General features: G+C 49.5%; 13 protein-coding genes and 1 pseudogene. 3 read left to right on the top strand and 11 right to left on the bottom strand.

The features are described from left to right. Positions 1-18 precede the first annotated feature (18 nt). The 5 genes and pseudogenes from C2M24_RS05270 to ccoN all read right to left on the bottom strand — a co-directional run bounded on the left by C2M24_RS05270 (position 19) and on the right by ccoN (position 3,904). Positions 19-513 (bottom strand): FixH family protein, encoded by a 495-nt coding sequence (locus tag C2M24_RS05270; RefSeq protein ID WP_105213554.1) that lies wholly within the window; start codon positions 511-513, stop codon positions 19-21. Positions 514-626: 113 nt separating this feature from the next. Further along, positions 627-1,598, bottom strand: a complete 972-nt coding sequence (gene ccoP / locus C2M24_RS05275; protein ID WP_105213555.1) for a cytochrome-c oxidase, cbb3-type subunit III — start codon at positions 1,596-1,598, stop codon at positions 627-629. Beyond that, positions 1,595-1,780, bottom strand: coding sequence for a cbb3-type cytochrome oxidase subunit 3 (locus tag C2M24_RS05280; protein WP_105189573.1), 186 nt, complete (start codon positions 1,778-1,780; stop codon positions 1,595-1,597). The genes ccoP and C2M24_RS05280 overlap by 4 nt, the downstream gene beginning before the upstream one ends. Before the next feature lie 5 nt (positions 1,781-1,785). Next, positions 1,786-2,459 (bottom strand): annotated as a pseudogene (gene ccoO / locus C2M24_RS05285) (cytochrome-c oxidase, cbb3-type subunit II). An 11-nt stretch (positions 2,460-2,470) separates the two neighbouring features. Then, on the bottom strand, positions 2,471-3,904 hold the full coding sequence (ccoN, locus tag C2M24_RS05290) for a cytochrome-c oxidase, cbb3-type subunit I (protein ID WP_105213556.1): 1,434 nt from the start codon (positions 3,902-3,904) through the stop codon (positions 2,471-2,473). 314 nt (positions 3,905-4,218) lie between these two features. Between ccoN and C2M24_RS05295 the strand changes: the two genes are divergently transcribed. From C2M24_RS05295 to C2M24_RS05305, 3 genes are all read left to right on the top strand, one after another. After that, positions 4,219-4,677: a hypothetical protein gene (locus C2M24_RS05295; protein WP_105213557.1), complete on the top strand. Its 459-nt coding sequence runs from the start codon at positions 4,219-4,221 to the stop codon at positions 4,675-4,677. A gap of 600 nt (positions 4,678-5,277) precedes the next feature. After that, positions 5,278-7,878, top strand: a complete 2,601-nt coding sequence (locus C2M24_RS05300; protein WP_105213558.1) for a TonB-dependent receptor — start codon at positions 5,278-5,280, stop codon at positions 7,876-7,878. A 112-nt stretch (positions 7,879-7,990) separates the two neighbouring features. Next, positions 7,991-9,367 carry a hypothetical protein gene (locus C2M24_RS05305; protein WP_442792502.1) on the top strand — a complete coding sequence of 459 codons (1,377 nt, stop codon included), beginning with the start codon at positions 7,991-7,993 and terminating at the stop codon, positions 9,365-9,367. 26 nt (positions 9,368-9,393) lie between these two features. Here C2M24_RS05305 and bamE read toward each other — a convergent pair whose 3' ends face one another. The 6 genes from bamE to C2M24_RS05335 form a co-directional block, all read right to left on the bottom strand. After that, positions 9,394-9,645, bottom strand: coding sequence for an outer membrane protein assembly factor BamE domain-containing protein (bamE, locus tag C2M24_RS05310; RefSeq protein ID WP_105199921.1), 252 nt, complete (start codon positions 9,643-9,645; stop codon positions 9,394-9,396). 20 nt (positions 9,646-9,665) lie between these two features. Next, the gene (locus C2M24_RS05315; protein ID WP_158683695.1) at positions 9,666-10,463 is read right to left on the bottom strand and encodes a CsiV family protein; all 798 of its coding nucleotides are present in this window, start codon (positions 10,461-10,463) and stop codon (positions 9,666-9,668) included. An 11-nt stretch (positions 10,464-10,474) separates the two neighbouring features. Beyond that, a complete protein-coding gene (gene mfd / locus C2M24_RS05320; RefSeq protein ID WP_105213560.1) occupies positions 10,475-13,948 on the bottom strand; it encodes a transcription-repair coupling factor in 3,474 nt (1,157 codons plus the stop codon). Between the two features lie 13 nt (positions 13,949-13,961). Continuing rightward, positions 13,962-14,855: a carbon-nitrogen hydrolase gene (locus C2M24_RS05325; protein WP_105213561.1), complete on the bottom strand. Its 894-nt coding sequence runs from the start codon at positions 14,853-14,855 to the stop codon at positions 13,962-13,964. Beyond that, positions 14,852-15,892 (bottom strand): agmatine deiminase family protein, encoded by a 1,041-nt coding sequence (locus C2M24_RS05330; protein WP_105199835.1) that lies wholly within the window; start codon positions 15,890-15,892, stop codon positions 14,852-14,854. Before C2M24_RS05330 ends, C2M24_RS05325 begins: the two co-directional genes overlap by 4 nt. Positions 15,893-16,008: 116 nt before the next feature. Continuing rightward, complete coding sequence (locus tag C2M24_RS05335; protein ID WP_105213562.1) at positions 16,009-19,182, bottom strand: efflux RND transporter permease subunit; 3,174 nt, start codon at positions 19,180-19,182, stop codon at positions 16,009-16,011. Positions 19,183-19,185 lie beyond the last annotated feature (3 nt).

A 19,185-nucleotide genomic window follows, 5' to 3' on the forward strand; every position in this document is an offset into this window, starting at 1 on the left:
TTAATTATACTCGGGCATTTATTTATACTCGGGGCTCACTTTAATCGTGTCCGCTTGTGGCAGTTGAATGTTTTCTTTCAACTTCCAGCTGTCATCAAATGGAGTGATAAATACCGTATAGGCGCCTTGTTCGATAGGCTTGTCGAGTAGGGTGGTGAACTGGCCATGGGCATTTTGGGTCAGGCGAAAGCTCACGTCTTTATCGCTTAGAGTGCGGTGGTATAAACCTATGTTGAGCGCTGCGACTTTTGAGTCATCGCCCTTGGTAAAGGCAAAGCTGATACGCTCATCCGTGAATTGTAAATCACCGTGCAAATACAAGGCCTTAGCCTTGTCGAACTTGGTTAACTCGAGGTTGATGGCTTTGCCTTTTTTATAATAGTCATCGACCACCATATCAGGGCCATTGCCCACCGCCATGGTGATAAGGCCAATACAGGCAATAATGGTTGTAAGAGGGAAGAAAAGTAAAAACCAAGGCCAAAACTGCTTATACCAGGGAGTAGTGTTCATAATACCAAGTTAGTTGCCATTAAGTTGCGGCTATTTTACGGCATTGGCGGATAAAAACCTAAAAAAAAGCCTCCAAATAGGAGGCTTTTTTGATTTCGATTAAATTCGTATGCTTACTTGTCTTGCGACAGGCTGTATACGTAGGCGGTTAACAGGTGAACCTTGTCTTCGCCTAGGATATCTTTCCATGCTGGCATCACACCGGCACGACCGTTAGCGATAGATTCTTCTACCGAACGAGCTGAACCGCTGCCGTATAACCAGGTGTTGTCGGTTAGGTTAGGCGCACCGAAAGGTAGGTTGTGAGCCACCGAGCCTTTACCATCTGCACCGTGACAGGCTGCACACATGGCAAACTTAGCTTTACCTGCTTCCGCATCACGTTGGTTAACCGTACGACCAGAAAGGCTTAGTACAAAGGCAGTCATTTCTTTTACGCCTTGCTCGCCACCAAGGGCTGCTTCCCAGCTAGGCATAGCAGCGATACGGCCGTGTAGTATTGTTTCTTTGATCTTGTCTGGCGTACCACCGTATAACCAATCTTTGTCGGTTAGGTTAGGGAAGCCGTCACCACCACGGGCGTCAGAGCCGTGACACTGAGCACAGTTTTGTAGATAAAGGCGTTGACCGATTTCTAGTGCTTGCTCATCTGATGCTAGATCCAATACGTCACGCTGGGCGAAAGATTTGAACATAGGTCCGAATTTTTCGTCTGCCGCACGGTACTCACCATCCAACTGGATGCGGTAGCCATCAGCGTGCATGTCTTCAACCGCTTTCTTAGACTCTTCTAGTGATGTTACGCCCTGGTTAGAGCTCTTCCACTTTAAGAAGCCTTCAAAGTTACCTAGGCCAGGGTAGGCAGCAAGGTAGTACACAGCCCACGCGAAGGTCGCGAAGAACATGTAGGTCCACCACTTAGGTAGCGGGTTGTTAATTTCTTCAATGCCATCAAATTCATGGCCACAGCTCTCGCCTTCTTTAACACCTACGAAGTTCTTTAAGTTCCAAACCAGTAGGCCGAAGAGCAGAACTAGACAGGCCAAGGTTAGAACGATGACCCAAATACTCCAAAAGCTAGTCATTTCTCAGACTCCTTTTCCTCATTAGTGATTGTGCTTTGGTGTTTCTTTTCGTCTTCAAACACCGCGTTGGCGGCATCATCGAAGCGCTTTTTGCTGCGCTTGCTGAAGGCCCACAACACAATCACGATAAAAAGTACCATTATTACCAGAGTTAAAATGCCTCTGAACGTGCCGTAATCCATAATAATTACTTCAAGTGTGTACCAAGTTGCTGTAAGTAAGCGATAAGCGCTTGCATCTCAGTCGCACCTTGGCCGTCGTTCATAGCATTAATCTCGTCAACCTGAGTTTGTAACTCTTCATCTGTACCGTAGCCTAAGCCATTATAGCGGTCAGTATTTTTATCAATACCAAAGCTATCACGGAAGATTTGTAGTTTTTTCAGGGTGTACTCTGTGTCTACTCGATTTTCATCTAACCAAGGGAAGGCTGGCATATTCGACTCAGGAACCACTGAGCGTGGGTCCATTAAGTGCGCATATTGCCAATCGTCAGAGTAACGTCCGCCAACACGAGCCAGATCTGGACCGGTACGCTTAGAACCCCACTGGAATGGGTGATCCCAAACGCTTTCACCGGCTACCGAGTAGTGGCCATAGCGTTCAACTTCGTCACGGAAAGGACGGATCATCTGTGAGTGACAGTTATAACAACCTTCACGTACATAGATGTCGCGGCCTTCAAGTTCTAGCGCCTTAGCGGGCGTAGACCGTCTACCGGCTCAGTGGTGTCTTTTTGGAACATCAAGGGAGTGATTTCCACTAGGGCACCAAAGCTGATAGCAAATACCGTAAGGATGGCCATTAGGCCAACGTTCTTTTCAACAATTTCATGTTTGTTGCTAGAGTTTTTATTGCTCATCATCCTACCCCTTAAGCTACTTGTGCTTGCGCATCGTCTGCAATTGAGCCTTTCTTAGCTGCAATAGTGCGATAGCTGTTGTAGGCCATTACCAGCATACCCGCTACGATGAATACACCGCCTAGGAAACGCATGACGTAGAATGGGAATGAAGCTTCTAGTGATTGTACGAAGCTGTACATAAGCGTACCGTCTTCGTTAACTGCGCGCCACATAAGACCTTGCATTACACCAGAGATCCACATAGCAACTATGTACAGTACAACACCTACAGTGTGTAGCCAGAAGTGGGTGTTAACCAGTTTCACGCTGTACATGCGGCTGTGGCCGAATAGTGCAGGGATCAGGTGGTAAGTCGCACCGATTGAAATCATAGCAACCCAACCTAGGGCACCCGAGTGTACGTGACCTACGGTCCAGTCAGTGTAGTGCGAAAGCGCGTTAACTGACTTGATAGCCATCATTGGGCCTTCGAACGTCGACATACCGTAGAAAGAAAGAGATACAACTAGGAAACGCAGTACCGGGTCGGTACGTAGTTTGTGCCACGCGCCAGATAACGTCATGATACCGTTGATCATACCACCCCAAGAAGGTACGAATAGAATGACCGACATTACCATACCTAGTGACTGAGTCCAGTCAGGTAGAGCTGTGTAGTGTAGGTGGTGCGGACCAGCCCAGATGTATAGAGAGATAAGTGCCCAGAAGTGAACAACCGATAGACGGTAAGAGTAAACAGGGCGACCCGCTTGCTTAGGTACGAAGTAGTACATCATACCAAGGAAACCAGCAGTCAGTAGGAAACCTACCGCATTGTGGCCATACCACCACTGTACCATGGCATCAACGGCACCAGCATAGATAGAGTATGACTTAGTCAGTGAAACAGGCACTGCCATGCTGTTAACAATGTGCAATACCGCAACCGTAAGAATGAAGCCGGCATAGAACCAGTTGGCAACATAGATATGCGATACTTTACGCTTAACCAAGGTACCAAAGAAAACAACAGCATAAGAAACCCAAACGACGGCGATTAGGATATCGATTGGCCACTCAAGCTCGGCATATTCTTTCGAGCTGGTAATACCCAAAGGCAGGGTAATGGCGGCTAATACGATAACCAGTTGCCAGCCCCAGAAGGTGAAAGCTGCAAGTTTATCGGAGAAAAGGCGCGTTTGGCAGGTGCGCTGCACAACGTAGTAAGACGTTGCGAACAAGGCGCTGGTGCCGAATGCGAAGATAACAGCGTTCGTGTGTAACGGACGCAGTCGAGAGTATGTTAGCCATGGGGTATCGAAGTTCAATGCTGGCCAGGCAAGCTGGGCAGCAATTAATACACCAACACTCATGCCAACGATGCCCCAAATCACTGTCATAATAGCGAATTGGCGAACAACTTTATAGTTGTACTCAGTTTGTGATGCTACTGTTTGGCTCATTGTCAGGTTTCCGCTGCATTATTATGCGATTAGAAATGAAATACCTACTCTTGCGAATAGGGCCTACTGATGGTGTCAAAGCCGGCTACCTAAAACTCTCATTTTACGAAGCGTTTCAGAAAGCAGACTCACAACACTCTTATTATTTGCGGTCGAAATAATAAAATTTTTGACCTCAAAAAGATAGCGCAAATGGCTAAAATAATGACTTCAATCAAATTATCACGTGAAGTTGGGGAATTTTTAACTCATGCCTAGTCAGGACGGATCCCATTGGTTAATATTGGCGCCAAATTAACGTTCAATAAATAACCATGTTGCAGTCGTACCACACCCGTCACTCTCTTGTTTTGCTTTCCCTGTTCACGGCGCTGCTGTCACTGACTGCGTGTAACGACAGCAACCTAAGTATAAACAAAGAGAGTATAGACAAAGATACGCAGCTCACCCATTGTTGTGATTCTCATCCCTTGCATATCGAGCCATTCCACTTTGCGCTTAGTGCTGAGTATGTTCACCCAGAGTCGCCTTTTTCAGTGTCTTTACGTATGCCAAACGATGCTCAGATTGAAGGCGCAAAGATGCGGGGTGTGACCATGTACATGGGTACTATTCCGGTGTTTTTTAAGCAAATAGACAAGCATTTATGGCAAGCGGATATCATGGTCGGTGCCTGTTCAGAAGCTCAGATGATTTGGCAACTGAGCGTCGATATTAGCCGTAACGGGCAAATTCGCAGGTTAACTTATCCCATTAATGTCACGCATCCCTAACACTTATCGCTGATATAACGCTCTGGCCTTGTTGGAAAAAATAAGTTCCTAGTAGATAACCGGGTGAATTTCTAACGCATGTTTTCTTGAATGCTGTGGCAATACCACAGCACGCCGGAGTAAATCTTTTCTGCATATAAATTCACCGTATTTGGTTTGAATTATAATCAAACCCCTTGATTTCTTTTTTGACAAGCCCAAAGCCGTATTAGCTCGGCTATTAATTTAACCTGTCTATTTTAAATGTATGAATAACGGCCTGTGTATAAGTTGTAAATTTTCGATTAAGTAAACTTACTCACGATTGATTACATCGAGTTACAAAGTTGTCGCATATAGTTTCAGGTATCAAAAATTGTTGTTTTATTAGTACCTCACCCCGCATTTTTAAAGGCTTTTTGGTGTAAACATTTATAACAAGTGGTTACATGAGTTTAAGGCAGAAGGTGGAGTATTTTATGGTGCTTAATCCATGTTCGCTCATTCAGTTTTCATTCAGTTAATTAAACCTAAGTTGCTCGGCGTTATGCAGTAACTTCATAAAAATATGAACTGTATAACCACCCTAAACGGGTGAAAATTCAACAAGTAGGGTTTAATATGAAAAAGACACAACTAGGGCTAGCTGTTTTAGCAGCATTGCCTATGTTCTCAAGTGTTCAAGCAATTGCTGCGGATTCTTCAGCCGAAGCAATTGAAAAGATTCAAGTAACAGGCTCACGCATCAAGCGTACCGATATGGAAACCGCTTCTCCGGTTACCCTAATCGGTGCCAACGATATTAAAGCCATGGGTGCGACCAGCATCGACAGCGTATTACAAAAAATGACCGCTGCCAGCGGTGCCATGACCAACCCGGCCGTAAACAACGGTTCAGGTGGTAACGCACGCGTTGACCTTCGTGGTTTAGGTGCTCAGCGTACGCTAGTACTTGTAAACGGTCGTCGTATGATCAATTCAGGTACAGGTGCTGCGTCAACGGTTGACCTTAACACCATCCCAGTTTCTATGATCAAATCGGTTGAAGTACTAAAAGACGGTGCTTCTGCCGTTTACGGTACCGACGCAGTAGCCGGTGTTGTGAACATCATCCTTAAAGATGATTTCGAAGGCCTAGACATGAACCTAAGCGGCGCCATCACAGGTGAAGGCGATGCCGACGAGACTTCATTCGACATCACCATGGGTACCAGCTTTGACCGTGGTAACGTGGTAATCGGTCTTCAGTACACAGACCGTGGCGATGCTTCTCAGGCAGACCGTGATTTCTCTGATTGTCCAATCGAAGAAGATTACGACAACAAGAGCTTCTACTGTGGCGGTTCTTCTTACACGCCTTTCGGCCACATTTGGGCTGACAATGCGAGTCTACAAGGTAATGAAGATGGCAGCTGGCACGATTATGCCGCAGAGAACGATGCCTATAATTTCTCAAAAGAAAGCTATCTTTACACACCAATGCGTCGTCTTAACCTGACGGGTATCGGTAACTTTGAGCTTACAGACGACACTCTTCTAGTAACAGAGTTCACTTACTCTAAGCGTTGGTCAGATCAGCAAATGGCACCTCAGCCGGTATGGTTCGACTTTGAATACGATGCAGCTAACATGGGTGACTCACTACTATCACACGGTGTTGCAGATGGTGAAGCCATCTCTTACGGTCGTCGTATGACCGACATTGGTCCTCGTGGTTACGAGCAGGTTGTTGATACCGTACGTGCCGTAATTGGCCTAAACGGTGCGTTCGACAACGGTTGGGGCTGGGATACATCGGTAGTATTCGGTCGTAACGACTCGGTTGACCGCGCTACTAACCTGCTGAACATGGGTTCAATTCAAGACAAAATCGCTGCAGGTACCTTCAACCCGCTAAACCAAGGTCATTGGACTGCTGCTAACCTAGCTGACGACGTTTACACCGAAAACAACTCGGGCGGTAGCCAGTTATTGATCATGTCAGCCGGCCTAAACGGTGAGATTTTTGAACTTCCTGCCGGTTATGTAGGTTTTGCAGCGGGTATCGAGCGTCGTGAAGAAAAGGCTTGGTACGTACCAGATTCACTAACTTCACAAGGTCTTGCCAATGACCCTCGCGTTGACCCAACGGGCGGTCGTTTCGATGTAAACGAAGCCTATGTTGAATTCGCTGTACCGCTAGTTGCCGATACGGCATTTGCTGACAGCATCGACCTAAGTGCAGCCGTACGTGCATTCGACTACAGCACATTTGGCTCAGACGAGACCTGGAAGCTAGGTCTAACTTATCGTGTAAATGATGAGTTTATGGTTCGTGCGGTACGTTCAACGGCGTTCCGTGCCCCGACTGTAAACGAGCTATATGCTGGTCAAGGTCCATCATTTGAACAGGTTGATTTTGACGTTGAAAATGCTCAAGACCAGGCTGAAGTGACTGTAGGTGGTAACGATCAATTGACTCCGGAAGAAGCTGATACGCTAACCGCAGGTTTCGTATACGCGCCTTCATGGTTAGATGGTTTCTCAATGACGGTTGATTACTTCGACATTGAAATTGAAAACGCCATTGCCAGTGAAAACGAACAATATATCGTAGACACCTGCCTTGATTCGACAACAGGCGCTAATATCAATAACGATCTTGCCCTATGTCAGTTTGCAGGCGTTAATTTTAACCAAAACACCGGCCGTATCAGCTTCAACAACCAGTTGAAAAACATTGGTACCGAGCAAACTAAGGGTTATGACGTAAACTTCAAGTATGCGTTTGACGCTCTTGATCTAGCTTGGCGTACTGGCCTGGATATCACTATCCTTGACGAGTACATTGTTGAGTCTACAGGTGTAGACAGCGTTGATTACGCTGGTTTGATAACTTCAGGTCTGGGCAGCTATGCTGAGTACAAGACCAACTTCACCCTAAATGTTGCCGGTGATAACTGGGATGCTCAGTATCAAGCACGCATGATCGACGGTCTTGATGATTACTCTTGTCAAAAAGAAAGCAGCAAGTGTCTAGTACCAAGCGTTGGCACAGTGGTTTACCACGACATCAGCGGTTCTTACATCTTCAACGACACTGTGTCGCTTTCTGGTGGTGTAAACAACCTATTTGATAAGCAAGCACCTTACTACACAGGTAATAACGATTCTAACACTGACCCGTACACTTATGATGTACTAGGTCGTCGCTTCTTTGCGAGTGTGAACGTTAAGTTCTAATTGGCCTTAGTGCCTTAGCATTAAAATGCCTGTCAGCGTGCTGATGGGCATTTTTTTTATCCCTGAAAAATAGGTTATACTTTTATTATCAATAAAATATGGGGGTTAATCATTGCACGAAATTGCTACGCTCAAACTTGATGAAGGCTTGCGTTTGGCGTTGGGGCAGTCATTGCACCCTAAATCCCACACCCGTATCGAATTGTTTTTTTGTATCCCCAACGAAATGGGCATTAACCCCAATACCCTGAGTGAAGAGAGCTTTTACTATAACCATATAAAAAGTCATCTGGCCTATAACGCCAGTGGTATACATTTACCCTTGGTTCGTAGTCGTTATGTGAGTAAGGTGCGGGGGGATGATCAAGAATACCGGCAAAATCTGAACTTATATTGCTACCAGGTACGCCTGGCTGTAGATGCTGATATTGCCGAGGCGCTGAGTATTAGTGAGGCTGATGAGTTTTATATACGTTCTCTGGCATTAATGCATGAAACTCAACGGCTTTTAAAGCGTTTACGTCGCTATAAACCACAAGATAGAAAGCTATTATCCTTTTATCACAATGCCGATAATTTTCTTAGTTGGTATATAGAGCAAGGACTATTAAAGCTGCTCGATAAGGCACCAAAAACCACCGACTTTGGCCTGGAGCGCTCGCAATTACTACAATATTGCCAAGATGAAAACGAGCACCGCGAAAATGCCCGCTATAATTCTTCCCCGACTTTGGAAGATCCCAACCGCCTTGCCAACAAGATGTTGCTACTACAGCGCTTAATTGAGCATGGAGTGGTGTTGAAAAGGGAGGCAAAAAATCTCGATGCCGTACTTAAACGTATGGTGAAGGGCTCGGTTACCGCAGTGATTATGGCCTTTGTGATGGTGCTGGTGCTCAATACGCGTACCAATTTCACTCAGGTCACGGTAGGCCTGGTGGCTTTATTGGGTGCTATTTATGGTTTGCGGGAAATTTTTAAGGAAGATCTCACCTATTTTATTTGGCGCCGTATTATTCGTGGCCGTGCTAAGTGGCTGAACATATTCTACAACAACACCACACGTACGCGGATAGGTAAACAAAAAGTCTGGCTTGAATATATTCGACCTAAGCGTATACCAAAAGATGTGGCTGCTATATTTTCAAAGCGTCGTCAGCAAAATAAACAGGCGGCTAAGTGGTTATATATGCAGTTTGAAAATGAAATTTTGGTGAATGAGTTCCTGCCTGGCTATGATGCCTTAAATCAAACAACTAGTATTAGTCTGGCACCCATGGTGCGTTATTTACGTAAAGGGGAAGGGAAACTGTATGAATATACTGGCAAGGGGATCCGCAAACATACGGTAGAGCGGCGCTACCAAATTAACCTGGTATTGGTCACTCATACTAGCGCTGGCGAAAAATATGCCCAGCGCTATAAGATCACGGTAAATCGCTCTGCCGTAGTGGCCTTAGAGCCTATAGGTGAGGTGCAGCAGAGCTAATGGGTAGCAGCGCCACCGAGCCTGTATTACAGGCCTTTTTCAGAATAAAGGGTTACTTTATCTGATACCAGAGTAACCTGGATGTTTTTACTTTCTGAGCCCCAGACGCAGTTGGTGTGTAGGGCTTTGTCTTCACAGGCCGATGGGCTGCCTAATAGCGCTTCTACTTCTGCGCGGTCCATGCCGACCTTGATTTGTTCATAATTTTCCAAGGTTACTTTAGAACAAGCGCTTAAAGTAAGACCTGCAGTGATGGCTAAAAGTAGTGATTTTTTCATGTTATTTTCCTTTTCACTCATTAGTGATTAAAACGTCTAATTTGCACCAGCATGCCAATTTGCGGGTGATCGAAATAATGAATCTCGCCGGAAATCACGCGGCGAAATTGTGAAAACTCACCACTGACCGAGGTATCTGTGTCGCCAATGGCACGGGTTACTAGGTTAGAGGTGATGTATAGATAATGATTCAGGTGCACCTTTAAAAAACCGTCCAGTTGCCACTGCGGTTCATAATGGGTGCTTGGCGATAATAATAGACTATCTTCTGTCAGCTGCTCGGGAAGCTCACTCAAGGTGGCAACCTGCTCGCCGCCGAAAAGGCGAAAACGTGGTGCTGCACGCTTAGATTGCCCAGCGAAACGCCAACCTGTGTGCAACAGAAGTTGCTTACCTTTACGGCTGAGAGCTTGGCGCTGCTCTTTAAATTGCAGCTGCTCCGGCGCCAACACATAGGGGCTGGCGGTATGGCTTTGGGTCTCGGCATTGGGGATCTTGGGCAAGCGCTGCAGATTTACCAGGTCGGCGTTATTGTAATCACAGCCCTCGCTTTGCGTTTGCCCTGAATTTGTAAAAGCGTCTGTAGTACGCTGTGGTGGGCTGATCTGGCCATTATCACATTGACTATTAAGAGTGCGCAGATAAGCTGGGGTCAGCAGGTCGTTATCGTATTGATACTTGTCTAACTCGAGTTCTTCATTACGCAAGGTTTCCGTACTGCCAGTCTGACCTTGTTCAAAAACCAGTATCTCGATTTCAAACCAACGACCGTCCGCGTAACTTGGGGCACTGAGCATGGCCGCCAATATAACTAACATTTTTCTTATCATTAATTTCCTACCTTGGCTTCAAATTCAGTGATCATTGCCGTAATTAATTTAAGTCGCTCTTTGGCGTTGGCTTCACTGATCATAAAGCGTAACCGATTCGCGCCTTCCATTCTATAGTGTTTTGGATCCGCTTGAATTAAACCAATAATAAAGCCCGGACTGACCTTGGTTTGCTGGCTAAATTCAAAATAACCGCCCTTAGGATTGGCTTCAACCTTGGTTATTCCTATTGCACCGGCACGTTGTTTCAACTCCTGCAGGGCGAATAAGTGCTGTGTGGCATCGGGTAACAGGCCAAAACGGTCAATAAGCTCTACCTTAAGCTCGTCCAGAGTTTCCGTATCACCGGCACTGGCGATGCGCTTATAAAGGCCTAAACGCAGATTTACATCGCCTATATAATCATTAGGCAGCAGGGCGGGCAGCTTTAAATCCACTTCTGTGTGGGATTTAAGCAGCTTGTCCAAGGTGGGCTCCTGGCCATTTTTTAATGCTTCAACGGCCTGCTCCAGCATTTCCATATACATGCTAAAGCCGATAGTTTGAATTTGCCCGCTTTGCTCATCGCCAAGCAGTTCACCGGCGCCACGGATTTCCAAATCATGGGTGGCCAGGGTAAAGCCAGCGCCCAGGTCTTCCAGCGAGGCGATGGCCTCGAGACGTTTTTGCGCATCTTTAGACATGGCTTTGGGCGGTGGCGTTAACAAATAGGCGTAGGCCTGGTGATGGCTGCGACCAACACGGCCCCTTAGCTGATGCAGTTGCGCCAGACCAAGGCGATCGGCTCTGTCCATAATAATGGTATTGGCGCTGGGAATATCTATACCGGTTTCGATTATGGTGGTACAGACCAGCACGTTGAAGCGCTGATGATAGAAATCGCTCATCAGGGATTCCAGCTCGCGCTCACGCATTTGTCCGTGGGCTACGGCCACCGTTGCTTCTGGCACGATAGTGCGGATGTCTTCGGCGGTGCGCTCTATGGTTTCAACATTATTGTGCAGGAAGTAAACCTGACCCCCGCGCTTAATTTCCCGCAAAATGGCTTCACGGATCATTTCATCATCGCGCTGACGAACAAAGGTTTTTACCGCCAGGCGTTTTGCCGGCGGGGTGGCGATAATGGAGAGATCGCGCATGCCACTCATGGCCATGTTCAGCGTTCTTGGAATTGGCGTAGCGGTCAGGGTGAGAATATCGACATCGGCACGCAGCGCCTTGATTTTTTCTTTCTGACGTACGCCAAAACGGTGCTCTTCGTCCACCACCAACAGTCCTAAATCGGCAAAGTCGATGTTTTCCTGCAGCAGTTTATGAGTACCTATCACTATATCCACCTGACCTTCTTTAATCTTGGCCAGGGTCGCATTTTGCTCCTTGGTGGATTTAAAGCGCGATAGGATATCTACCGTTACCGGGAAGTCGGCAAAGCGGTCGCGGAAGTTTTCAAAGTGCTGCTGCGCCAACAAGGTGGTCGGTACCAATACCGCCACCTGCTTACCATCGGCCACGGCAACATAGGCGGCGCGCATGGCGACTTCGGTTTTACCAAAACCTACATCACCACACACCAGGCGGTCCATGGCGTTTTTGCTGCGCATATCTTCAAGCACGGCGGTGATGGCATTTTGCTGATCTTCGGTTTCTTCAAAGACAAAGTTGTCACTGAACTGGCGATAGCCTGCTTCATCGAGAGCAAATTTGTAGCCGGGCTTGGCCTGCCGCTTGGCATAAATATCAAGTAATTCGGCGGCCACATCGCGGACCTTTTCGGCGGCGCGTTTTTTGGCTTTTTCCCAGGCATCTGAACCCAGTTTATGTAACGGGGCGCTGGCTTCTTCACCGCCAGAGTAGCGACTAAGCATATGCAAGGCGGCCACAGGGACGTAAAGCTTGGCGTCGTTGGCATACATTATGGTCACAAACTCGGTGGCCACGCCTGCAGCGTCCAGGGTTTCCAGGCCGATGTAGCGGCCGACACCATGGTCGAGGTGCACTATGGGCTGGCCTTCTTTGAGTTCAGCCAGGTTACGAATAAGGGCGTCACTGCTGACCTGATGCTTGTGTTTACGGCGACGTCGTTGGGAGACGCGAATACCCAGTAATTCCTGCTCTGTGATCAGGCTGACACGGCCGTTTTGATTGAGCACCACGCTTTGCTCAAAGGGCGCGACGATCAGGGTGATATCCGCATCGCTGGCGAGCGCCGTATCGAGGTTTTCACAAGGTGTAATTTTTAACCCGCTCGGTTTTAGCAGGGTCAAGAGTGCTTCGCGGCGGCCATCGGATTCCACACTTAAAACGATGCGGCCCTTGTTCTGTTTTTCCGCCAGGACATAGTCCAAAAATGCACCAAAGGGGGGCTGTTTGGCATGGTCGATGCGCACCTCGGGCAAGGGCTCTGTGCCCAGGTTAAAATGCCCGGCGCGCAGCGGCAGACTGGCTTGGGAGAGCTCGATACGCGGATACTGTTTAAAGCGGCTGTTAAGCTCTTCAATGGGCAGATAGAGACGTTGCGGCTCCAACAAGGGGCGCAGCGGGTCAACCTTGCGACTGGTATAACGGCTGTAGACATCCGCTAAGAAACGCTCGGCACCGTGCTGAATATCGCCCATATGCATAAACACGGCCTGCTCGGGCAGGTAATCGAATAAAGTGTCCAACTGCTCAAAAAACAGCGGCAAATAATATTCTATCCCAGGTGGCAATGCGCCCTTGGAGACCTGCATATACACAGAGTCTTGCTCGGCACTGGCGCCAAAGGCTTCACGGTATTGGATACGAAAACGTTCTATGTCCGTATCCGTGGTACCAAACTCATGGGCGGGGAGCAGGTTGATGGCCTTGATTTGCTCGCTGGAGCGCTGGGTATCGACATCGAAATGACTCATGCTGTCGATTTCGTCATCGAATAGATCAAAACGCACCGGCGCATTTTGGCCCATGGCGAAAAGGTCGACAACAGAGCCGCGCACCGCGTATTCACCATGCGCCATCACCTGTTGGGTGTGTATATAGCCGGCGTCGTCCAGCTGTTTGCGCAGCTTGTCGATATTCAGGGTGTCACCGACGCGATAGACGATGGCATTGCCATAGATAAATTGTTTGGGCGATGCGCGCAGCATCAGGGTCGATACCGGCACTATCAACACACCCTGATGCGAGTCGCGCAAGCGGCTCAAGGTGCTTAGGCGGGTGGAGACGATATCCTGATGCGGCGAAAAGTGATCATAGGGTAGGGTTTCCCAGTCGGGAAACACCATGACCTGTTCGCGAGGCAGTAGCGCATGAAGTTCGTGCTCAAGTTTCAATGCCGTGGGCGTATCCGGGGTGACTAACACCACCAATTGCGGGTGTTGCTTCACCGCTTCGCCGACACTCAGGGTCAGAGCGCTGCCGCTTAACTGACCCCATTTGATTTTATCTTGTTGCGTTTTTACCCAAGGCAATTCGATGAACTGCGCTAACTGCATGGAAATCTCCGTTTTAGTCGCGATAAAGTTTGGTTAGGTCGCCATAATGATCGATACGGCGGTCACGTAGATAAGGCCAGATACGGCGTACATTCTCGCCACGGGCCAGATCTAAGTCGGCGCTTAATACTTCGGCCTTGTCATCACTGGCGGTGGCCAAAAACTCACCCTGAGGTCCGGCGATAAAAGAGTGACCCCAGAATTGGATACCGGCACTGTGGCCCGTGGGATCCGCTTCAAAACCTGTGCGGTTGGCACTGATCACATACACACCGTTGGCGACCGCGTGGGCACGTTGCGAAATGACCCAGGCGTCTTGCTGACGCTTTTGCTCTGCGGCATCGTCGTTAGGATCCCAGCCGATAGCGGTTGGGTAAATCAGAATTTCTGCACCTTTCGTGGCCATTAGACGTGCCGCTTCAGGGAACCACTGATCCCAGCACACGAGTACGCCCAAGGTGCCCACCGAGGTTTTAATGGGCTCGAAACCAAGATCGCCCGGAGTAAAGTAAAACTTCTCGTAGAAGCCTGGGTCGTCCGGAATATGCATCTTGCGGTATTTACCTGCGATGCTGCCATCGCATTCAAGTACCACAGCAGTATTGTGGTAAAGACCTGCGGCGCGGCGCTCGAACAAGGAGGCAACGATCACTATATTCAGTTCTTTGGCCAGTGCACCCAGGGTATCCGTACTTGGACCAGGAATGGTTTCGGCCAGGTCAAACTGGTTTACGTCTTCGCTTTGGCAAAAGTACAGGCCGGTATGCAGCTCCTGCAGCACTACCAACTTGGCGCCATTGGCGGCGGCCTCGCGGATCCCGGCGATGGAATTGTTAAGGTTAAAGTCGCGGTCTGCGGTGTTTTGCTGCTGTACGAGTGCAACGGCTAAATTCGAAGAGGACATTATTTATTCTCCAAAAAACCATGGGGCAACTGCATGGTAATACAGTGCAGGCTGCCAAATTGTTCAATCAGGGCGCAGCAGTCTACGCCAATTACTTCACGTCCCGGATAGGCCTTGGCTATTTGTGCCAGCGCCACCTGATCATGACTGTCATTGTAGGTCGGCACCAAGACAGCATCGTTAATAATAAGGTAGTTGGCGTAGGTGGCAGGGAGACGATCGCCTTCGCTGTTGTACACGGCCTTAGGCCAAGGCAGTGCGATTAGCTCATAGGCCTCGTCATTAAGACCGCGCAGAGCCACCAGCTCTTCGGCCATTTTGCCAAGCTCGTCATAGTGCTCATCCTGCGGGTCATCGCAGCGCACATATACCAGGGTGTTGTTAGGCGCAAAACGTACCAGAGTATCGATATGAGAGTCGGTATCATCCCCGGCCAGGTAACCATGCTCGAGCCAAAGAATCTTGTTGGCGCCAAGCAACTCGGCCAATGCCGCATCGATTTGCTCTGCGCTCATGCTGGCATTGCGGTTTTTATTGTGTACGCAGGCGCGGGTGCTTAGCAGTACGCCGTGCTCGTTAATTTCAATGGCGCCGCCTTCGAGGATAAAATCGCTCTGCTGGGTGCGCACGCCTTGATTGAGCGCTTGCGCAAACAGTTGGCCATTAATGGCATTGTCTTTGTCGGCCTGATATTTACCGCCCCAGGCGGTGAATTGGCAATCTATGGCCTTAAGCTCTTGCCCGTCGCTGAGAGTCAGCGGGCCATGATCCCTTGCCCAAGTGTCGTTACAGGGCGCATCAACAAAGCATACCTGAGTCAGGTCGACACCTTGCTCAACCAGCTTGCTGCGGATCTGCGCTTTTAGTTCGGCATTGTCGGCTACGATCAGCAGGCGTTGGCGTGCGCTGATGTGCTTGCTTAATTCAAGATAAACCTGCTCAACGGCAGATAGGTTGGCCGCCCAGTCGGTGTCTTGATGGGGCCAGGTGAGCATTACCGCATCCTGTGGATGCCACTCGGGAAGTAATCTAAAGGTCATTGCTGTCAATCACTGAAAAACAAGCCGCTAGTTTAGCATTAATAGCTTGAATGTCAGCTAAATATCCCGCGTTGAAGGCGGATTGGCGGCAATTTTTGCCGCCTTTTATAGTTGTTTTAAACCAAGCCTTCCTTGGTATCCACATGTTCCTTTTTATGCTGACTGGCAATTTCATCCGCGAGCTCCTGGCGTGAGCGGCGCTCACCGAGGCGACGTTGAGTTAGCCAGTAGAAGAACAGGGGCACAAAGAATACGGCCAGGAAGGTGGCCGCCATCATGCCGCCCATGACCCCGGTACCGACACTGTGGCGGGCACCGGCACCAGCTCCCGAGCTCAGCACCAAGGGCACAACGCCAAGGATAAAGGCCATGGAGGTCATGATAATGGGGCGAAAACGCAGTCGGGCAGCCTCAAGTGCTGCTGCAGCGGCACTCCAGCCCTGTTGATGCTTAAGCAAGGCATATTCGACGATCAAAATGGCATTCTTACCGGCCAGACCGAGCAAGGTAACCAGACCAATTTGGAAGTAGACATCATTGGTCAGGCCCGCTATCCAAATGGAAATAAGCGCGCCAAAGGTACCAAAGGGCAGGGCCAGCATCACGGACAAGGGCAAAGACCAACGCTCATAGAGCGCCGCGAGGATCAAAAACACCATGATCACCGCCAGGCCCAGCGCCAACCCGGTCGTACCCGAGCTGCGCTTTTCCTGGAAGGCGGTGCCGGTCCAGTCATAGCTCATATCCGCAGGCAAAACCTGGGCGGCAATACGCTCGATTTCGGCGATGGCCTGACCCGAGCTGTAACCCGGTGCCGCCTCGCCCAGCAGTTTGACCGCCGGCAGGTTGTTGTAGCGGCTGAGGCTATCAGGGCCGCGGCTAAACTCCATGGTGGTAAAGGCCGACATGGGCACCATCTCACCTGAGCTGCTTTTAACATAAATACGGCCAATGTCCTGAGGCTGCATGCGATATTGTGCCTCTGCCGACATTAATACCTGCCAGGCGCGCCCAAACTTGTTGAAGTCATTCACATAGTAGGTTCCCAGCGTACCGGCCAAGGTATTAAAGGCCTCGTTAATATTGACGCCCATGGCACGGGCCTGCTCGCGGTCAATATCCACCTTCAATTGCGGTGCGTCCGGGCGCCACAGGGTCTGCACGCCGCCGACTATGGGGCTCTTTTGCGCCTCACTCATCACCAGTTGCATGGCCTGCTGCAGTTTCTCCGGGCCTCCGGCCCCTTTATTTTGAATATAAAACTCAAAGCCGCCCGTGCTTCCTAAGCCGAAAATAGCCGGCGGGTTAAACGCCAGAACAAGAGCCTCATTGATATGGGCGGTTTTGCCAAACAGCTCGCCGACCAGGGCCTTGGTATCTACCTCGCGGTCATCCCAATGGGTTTGGGTGACGAACATGGTCGCGGCATTGTTTTTAAAACCGCCGCCGATAAAGTCAAAGCCAGTAAAGGAGGCAATATTTTCGTTCGCCGGGTTTGATTGCACCGCGGCTATCACCTCATCCACCACCGCGGAGGTGCGCTCTAACGAGGCACCATCCGGTAGGAATACCGCTACGATGTAGAAACCCTGATCTTCATCGGGAACCAGTGAACTGGGCGTTTTTTGCCAGAGACCTATGGTGGCAGTGACCATGGCTACCATAAGCACTAAACCCAGCAGACCACGGCGCACCATAAAGCCAACGGCGCCCACGTATTTATGGGTAATCGCACTAAAGAACTTATTAAACCAGACGAAGAAGCCTGCGGTTTGCTTGTGTTCGTGTTTAAGAATAAGCACGCACAGCGCCGGCGTCATGGTCAAGGCGACCACACCAGAGAGGCTCACGGCGATAGAAATGGTAATGGCAAACTGGCGGAACAGCTCACCCGTCAAACCGCCGAGGAAGGCGATGGGTACAAACACCGAACATAACACCAGGACTATGGCCACTACGGGACCGGAGACCTCGCCCATGGCCCTAATCGCCGCGTCGCGGGCACTGACATGCTCTTCGTGCATAATACGCTCGACGTTTTCCAGCACCACGATGGCATCATCGACGACGATACCGATAGAAAGCACCATGCCGAACAGGGTCAAGGTATTGATTGAGTAACCCAACATATACATGCCGGCGAAGGTGCCAAGCAAGGAAACCGGTACCGCCAGCGTCGGAATAAGGGTGGCGCGCCAGTTCTGTAAGAACAGATAGACCACTAGGAACACCAAGATCATGGCTTCTATCAGGGTTTTTAACACCTCGCGGATGGACACTTCAACAAAGCGAGTGGTGTCGTAGGAGACCACATGCTCAAGGCCCACCGGGAACTGAGGCTTAAATTCGGCCATCACGGCGCCGACTTCTTCGGCGACTTCCAGGGCATTGGCACCGGGCTGCAGGAAAATACCCATCAGCACGGCTTCTTTGCCGTTAAAGCTGCCTTCAAAGTTATAGTCCTTGGCGCCGAGCTCAACCCGGGCTACGTCTTTTAAACGCAGCGAGCTGCCATCGGCATTGGCACGCAAGATAATGTTTTCAAATTCTTTTGGCTCCGACATACGGCCACGAGCGGTGACGCTGTAGACCAAAGATTGCGGCGCCACATGGGTTGGCGTGGCACCTATGTTACCGGCGGCATATTGAGAGTTTTGCTCACGAATTGCGGTGGTGATTTCGTTCACCGTCACGCCAAGTTGGCTCATTAAGTCCGGTCGCAACCAGATGCGCATGGCATAGTCCTTGGCACCGAATATTTGCACATTGGTGGTGCCTGGGATGCGCTTGATGCGATCCAGTATATTCAAGGTCACATAGTTAGAGGTCCACAGCGCCGAACGACTGTCGTCCGGGGAATAAAAAGCATGCACCTGCAAAAAGCTGGATGAACCTTTTTGTACCACCACGCCCTGGCGACGGGTTTCCTCGGGTAAACGCGCTTCCACTTGCTTAACGCGGTTGTTTACGTCCACCGCGGCCTGATCGGCATCGGTGCCGATTTCAAAGGTCACTTCTATGGTGGTGGTGCCGGCACTGGTGGACGTCGATGCCATATACATCATGCCCTCAACGCCGGTGATGGCGTTTTCTATGGGAGCAGCCACGGTTTGCTCCAGCACCTCGGCGGCGGCACCTGGGTAACTGGCGGTCACCTGCACCACAGGTGGGGCGATTTCCGGGTATTGGGCCACGGGCAGGGCACGCATGGCAGCCAGACCCGCGAGAACGATGACGATGGAGATCACAAAGGCGAAGATCGGCCTATCGATAAAATATCGAGAAAACATAAT

This window comes from Pseudoalteromonas sp. T1lg22 (assembly GCF_002964645.1).
GTDB lineage: Bacteria > Pseudomonadota > Gammaproteobacteria > Enterobacterales > Alteromonadaceae > Pseudoalteromonas.

What these genes read in the sequence shown, in the direction of transcription:
- C2M24_RS05330 (WP_105199835.1), bottom strand. Translation starts at nt 15,892, where the DNA reads ATGACCTTTAGATTACTTCCCGAGTGGCATCCACAGGATGCGGTAATG.
- C2M24_RS05315 (WP_158683695.1), bottom strand. Translation starts at nt 10,463, where the DNA reads ATGTTAGTTATATTGGCGGCCATGCTCAGTGCCCCAAGTTACGCGGAC.
- C2M24_RS05335 (WP_105213562.1), bottom strand. Translation starts at nt 19,182, where the DNA reads ATGTTTTCTCGATATTTTATCGATAGGCCGATCTTCGCCTTTGTGATC.
- ccoP (WP_105213555.1), bottom strand. Translation starts at nt 1,598, where the DNA reads ATGACTAGCTTTTGGAGTATTTGGGTCATCGTTCTAACCTTGGCCTGT.
- ccoN (WP_105213556.1), bottom strand. Translation starts at nt 3,904, where the DNA reads ATGAGCCAAACAGTAGCATCACAAACTGAGTACAACTATAAAGTTGTT.
- C2M24_RS05270 (WP_105213554.1), bottom strand. Translation starts at nt 513, where the DNA reads ATGAACACTACTCCCTGGTATAAGCAGTTTTGGCCTTGGTTTTTACTT.
- C2M24_RS05295 (WP_105213557.1), top strand. Translation starts at nt 4,219, where the DNA reads ATGTTGCAGTCGTACCACACCCGTCACTCTCTTGTTTTGCTTTCCCTG.
- C2M24_RS05280 (WP_105189573.1), bottom strand. Translation starts at nt 1,780, where the DNA reads ATGGATTACGGCACGTTCAGAGGCATTTTAACTCTGGTAATAATGGTA.
- bamE (WP_105199921.1), bottom strand. Translation starts at nt 9,645, where the DNA reads ATGAAAAAATCACTACTTTTAGCCATCACTGCAGGTCTTACTTTAAGC.
- C2M24_RS05300 (WP_105213558.1), top strand. Translation starts at nt 5,278, where the DNA reads ATGAAAAAGACACAACTAGGGCTAGCTGTTTTAGCAGCATTGCCTATG.
- mfd (WP_105213560.1), bottom strand. Translation starts at nt 13,948, where the DNA reads ATGCAGTTAGCGCAGTTCATCGAATTGCCTTGGGTAAAAACGCAACAA.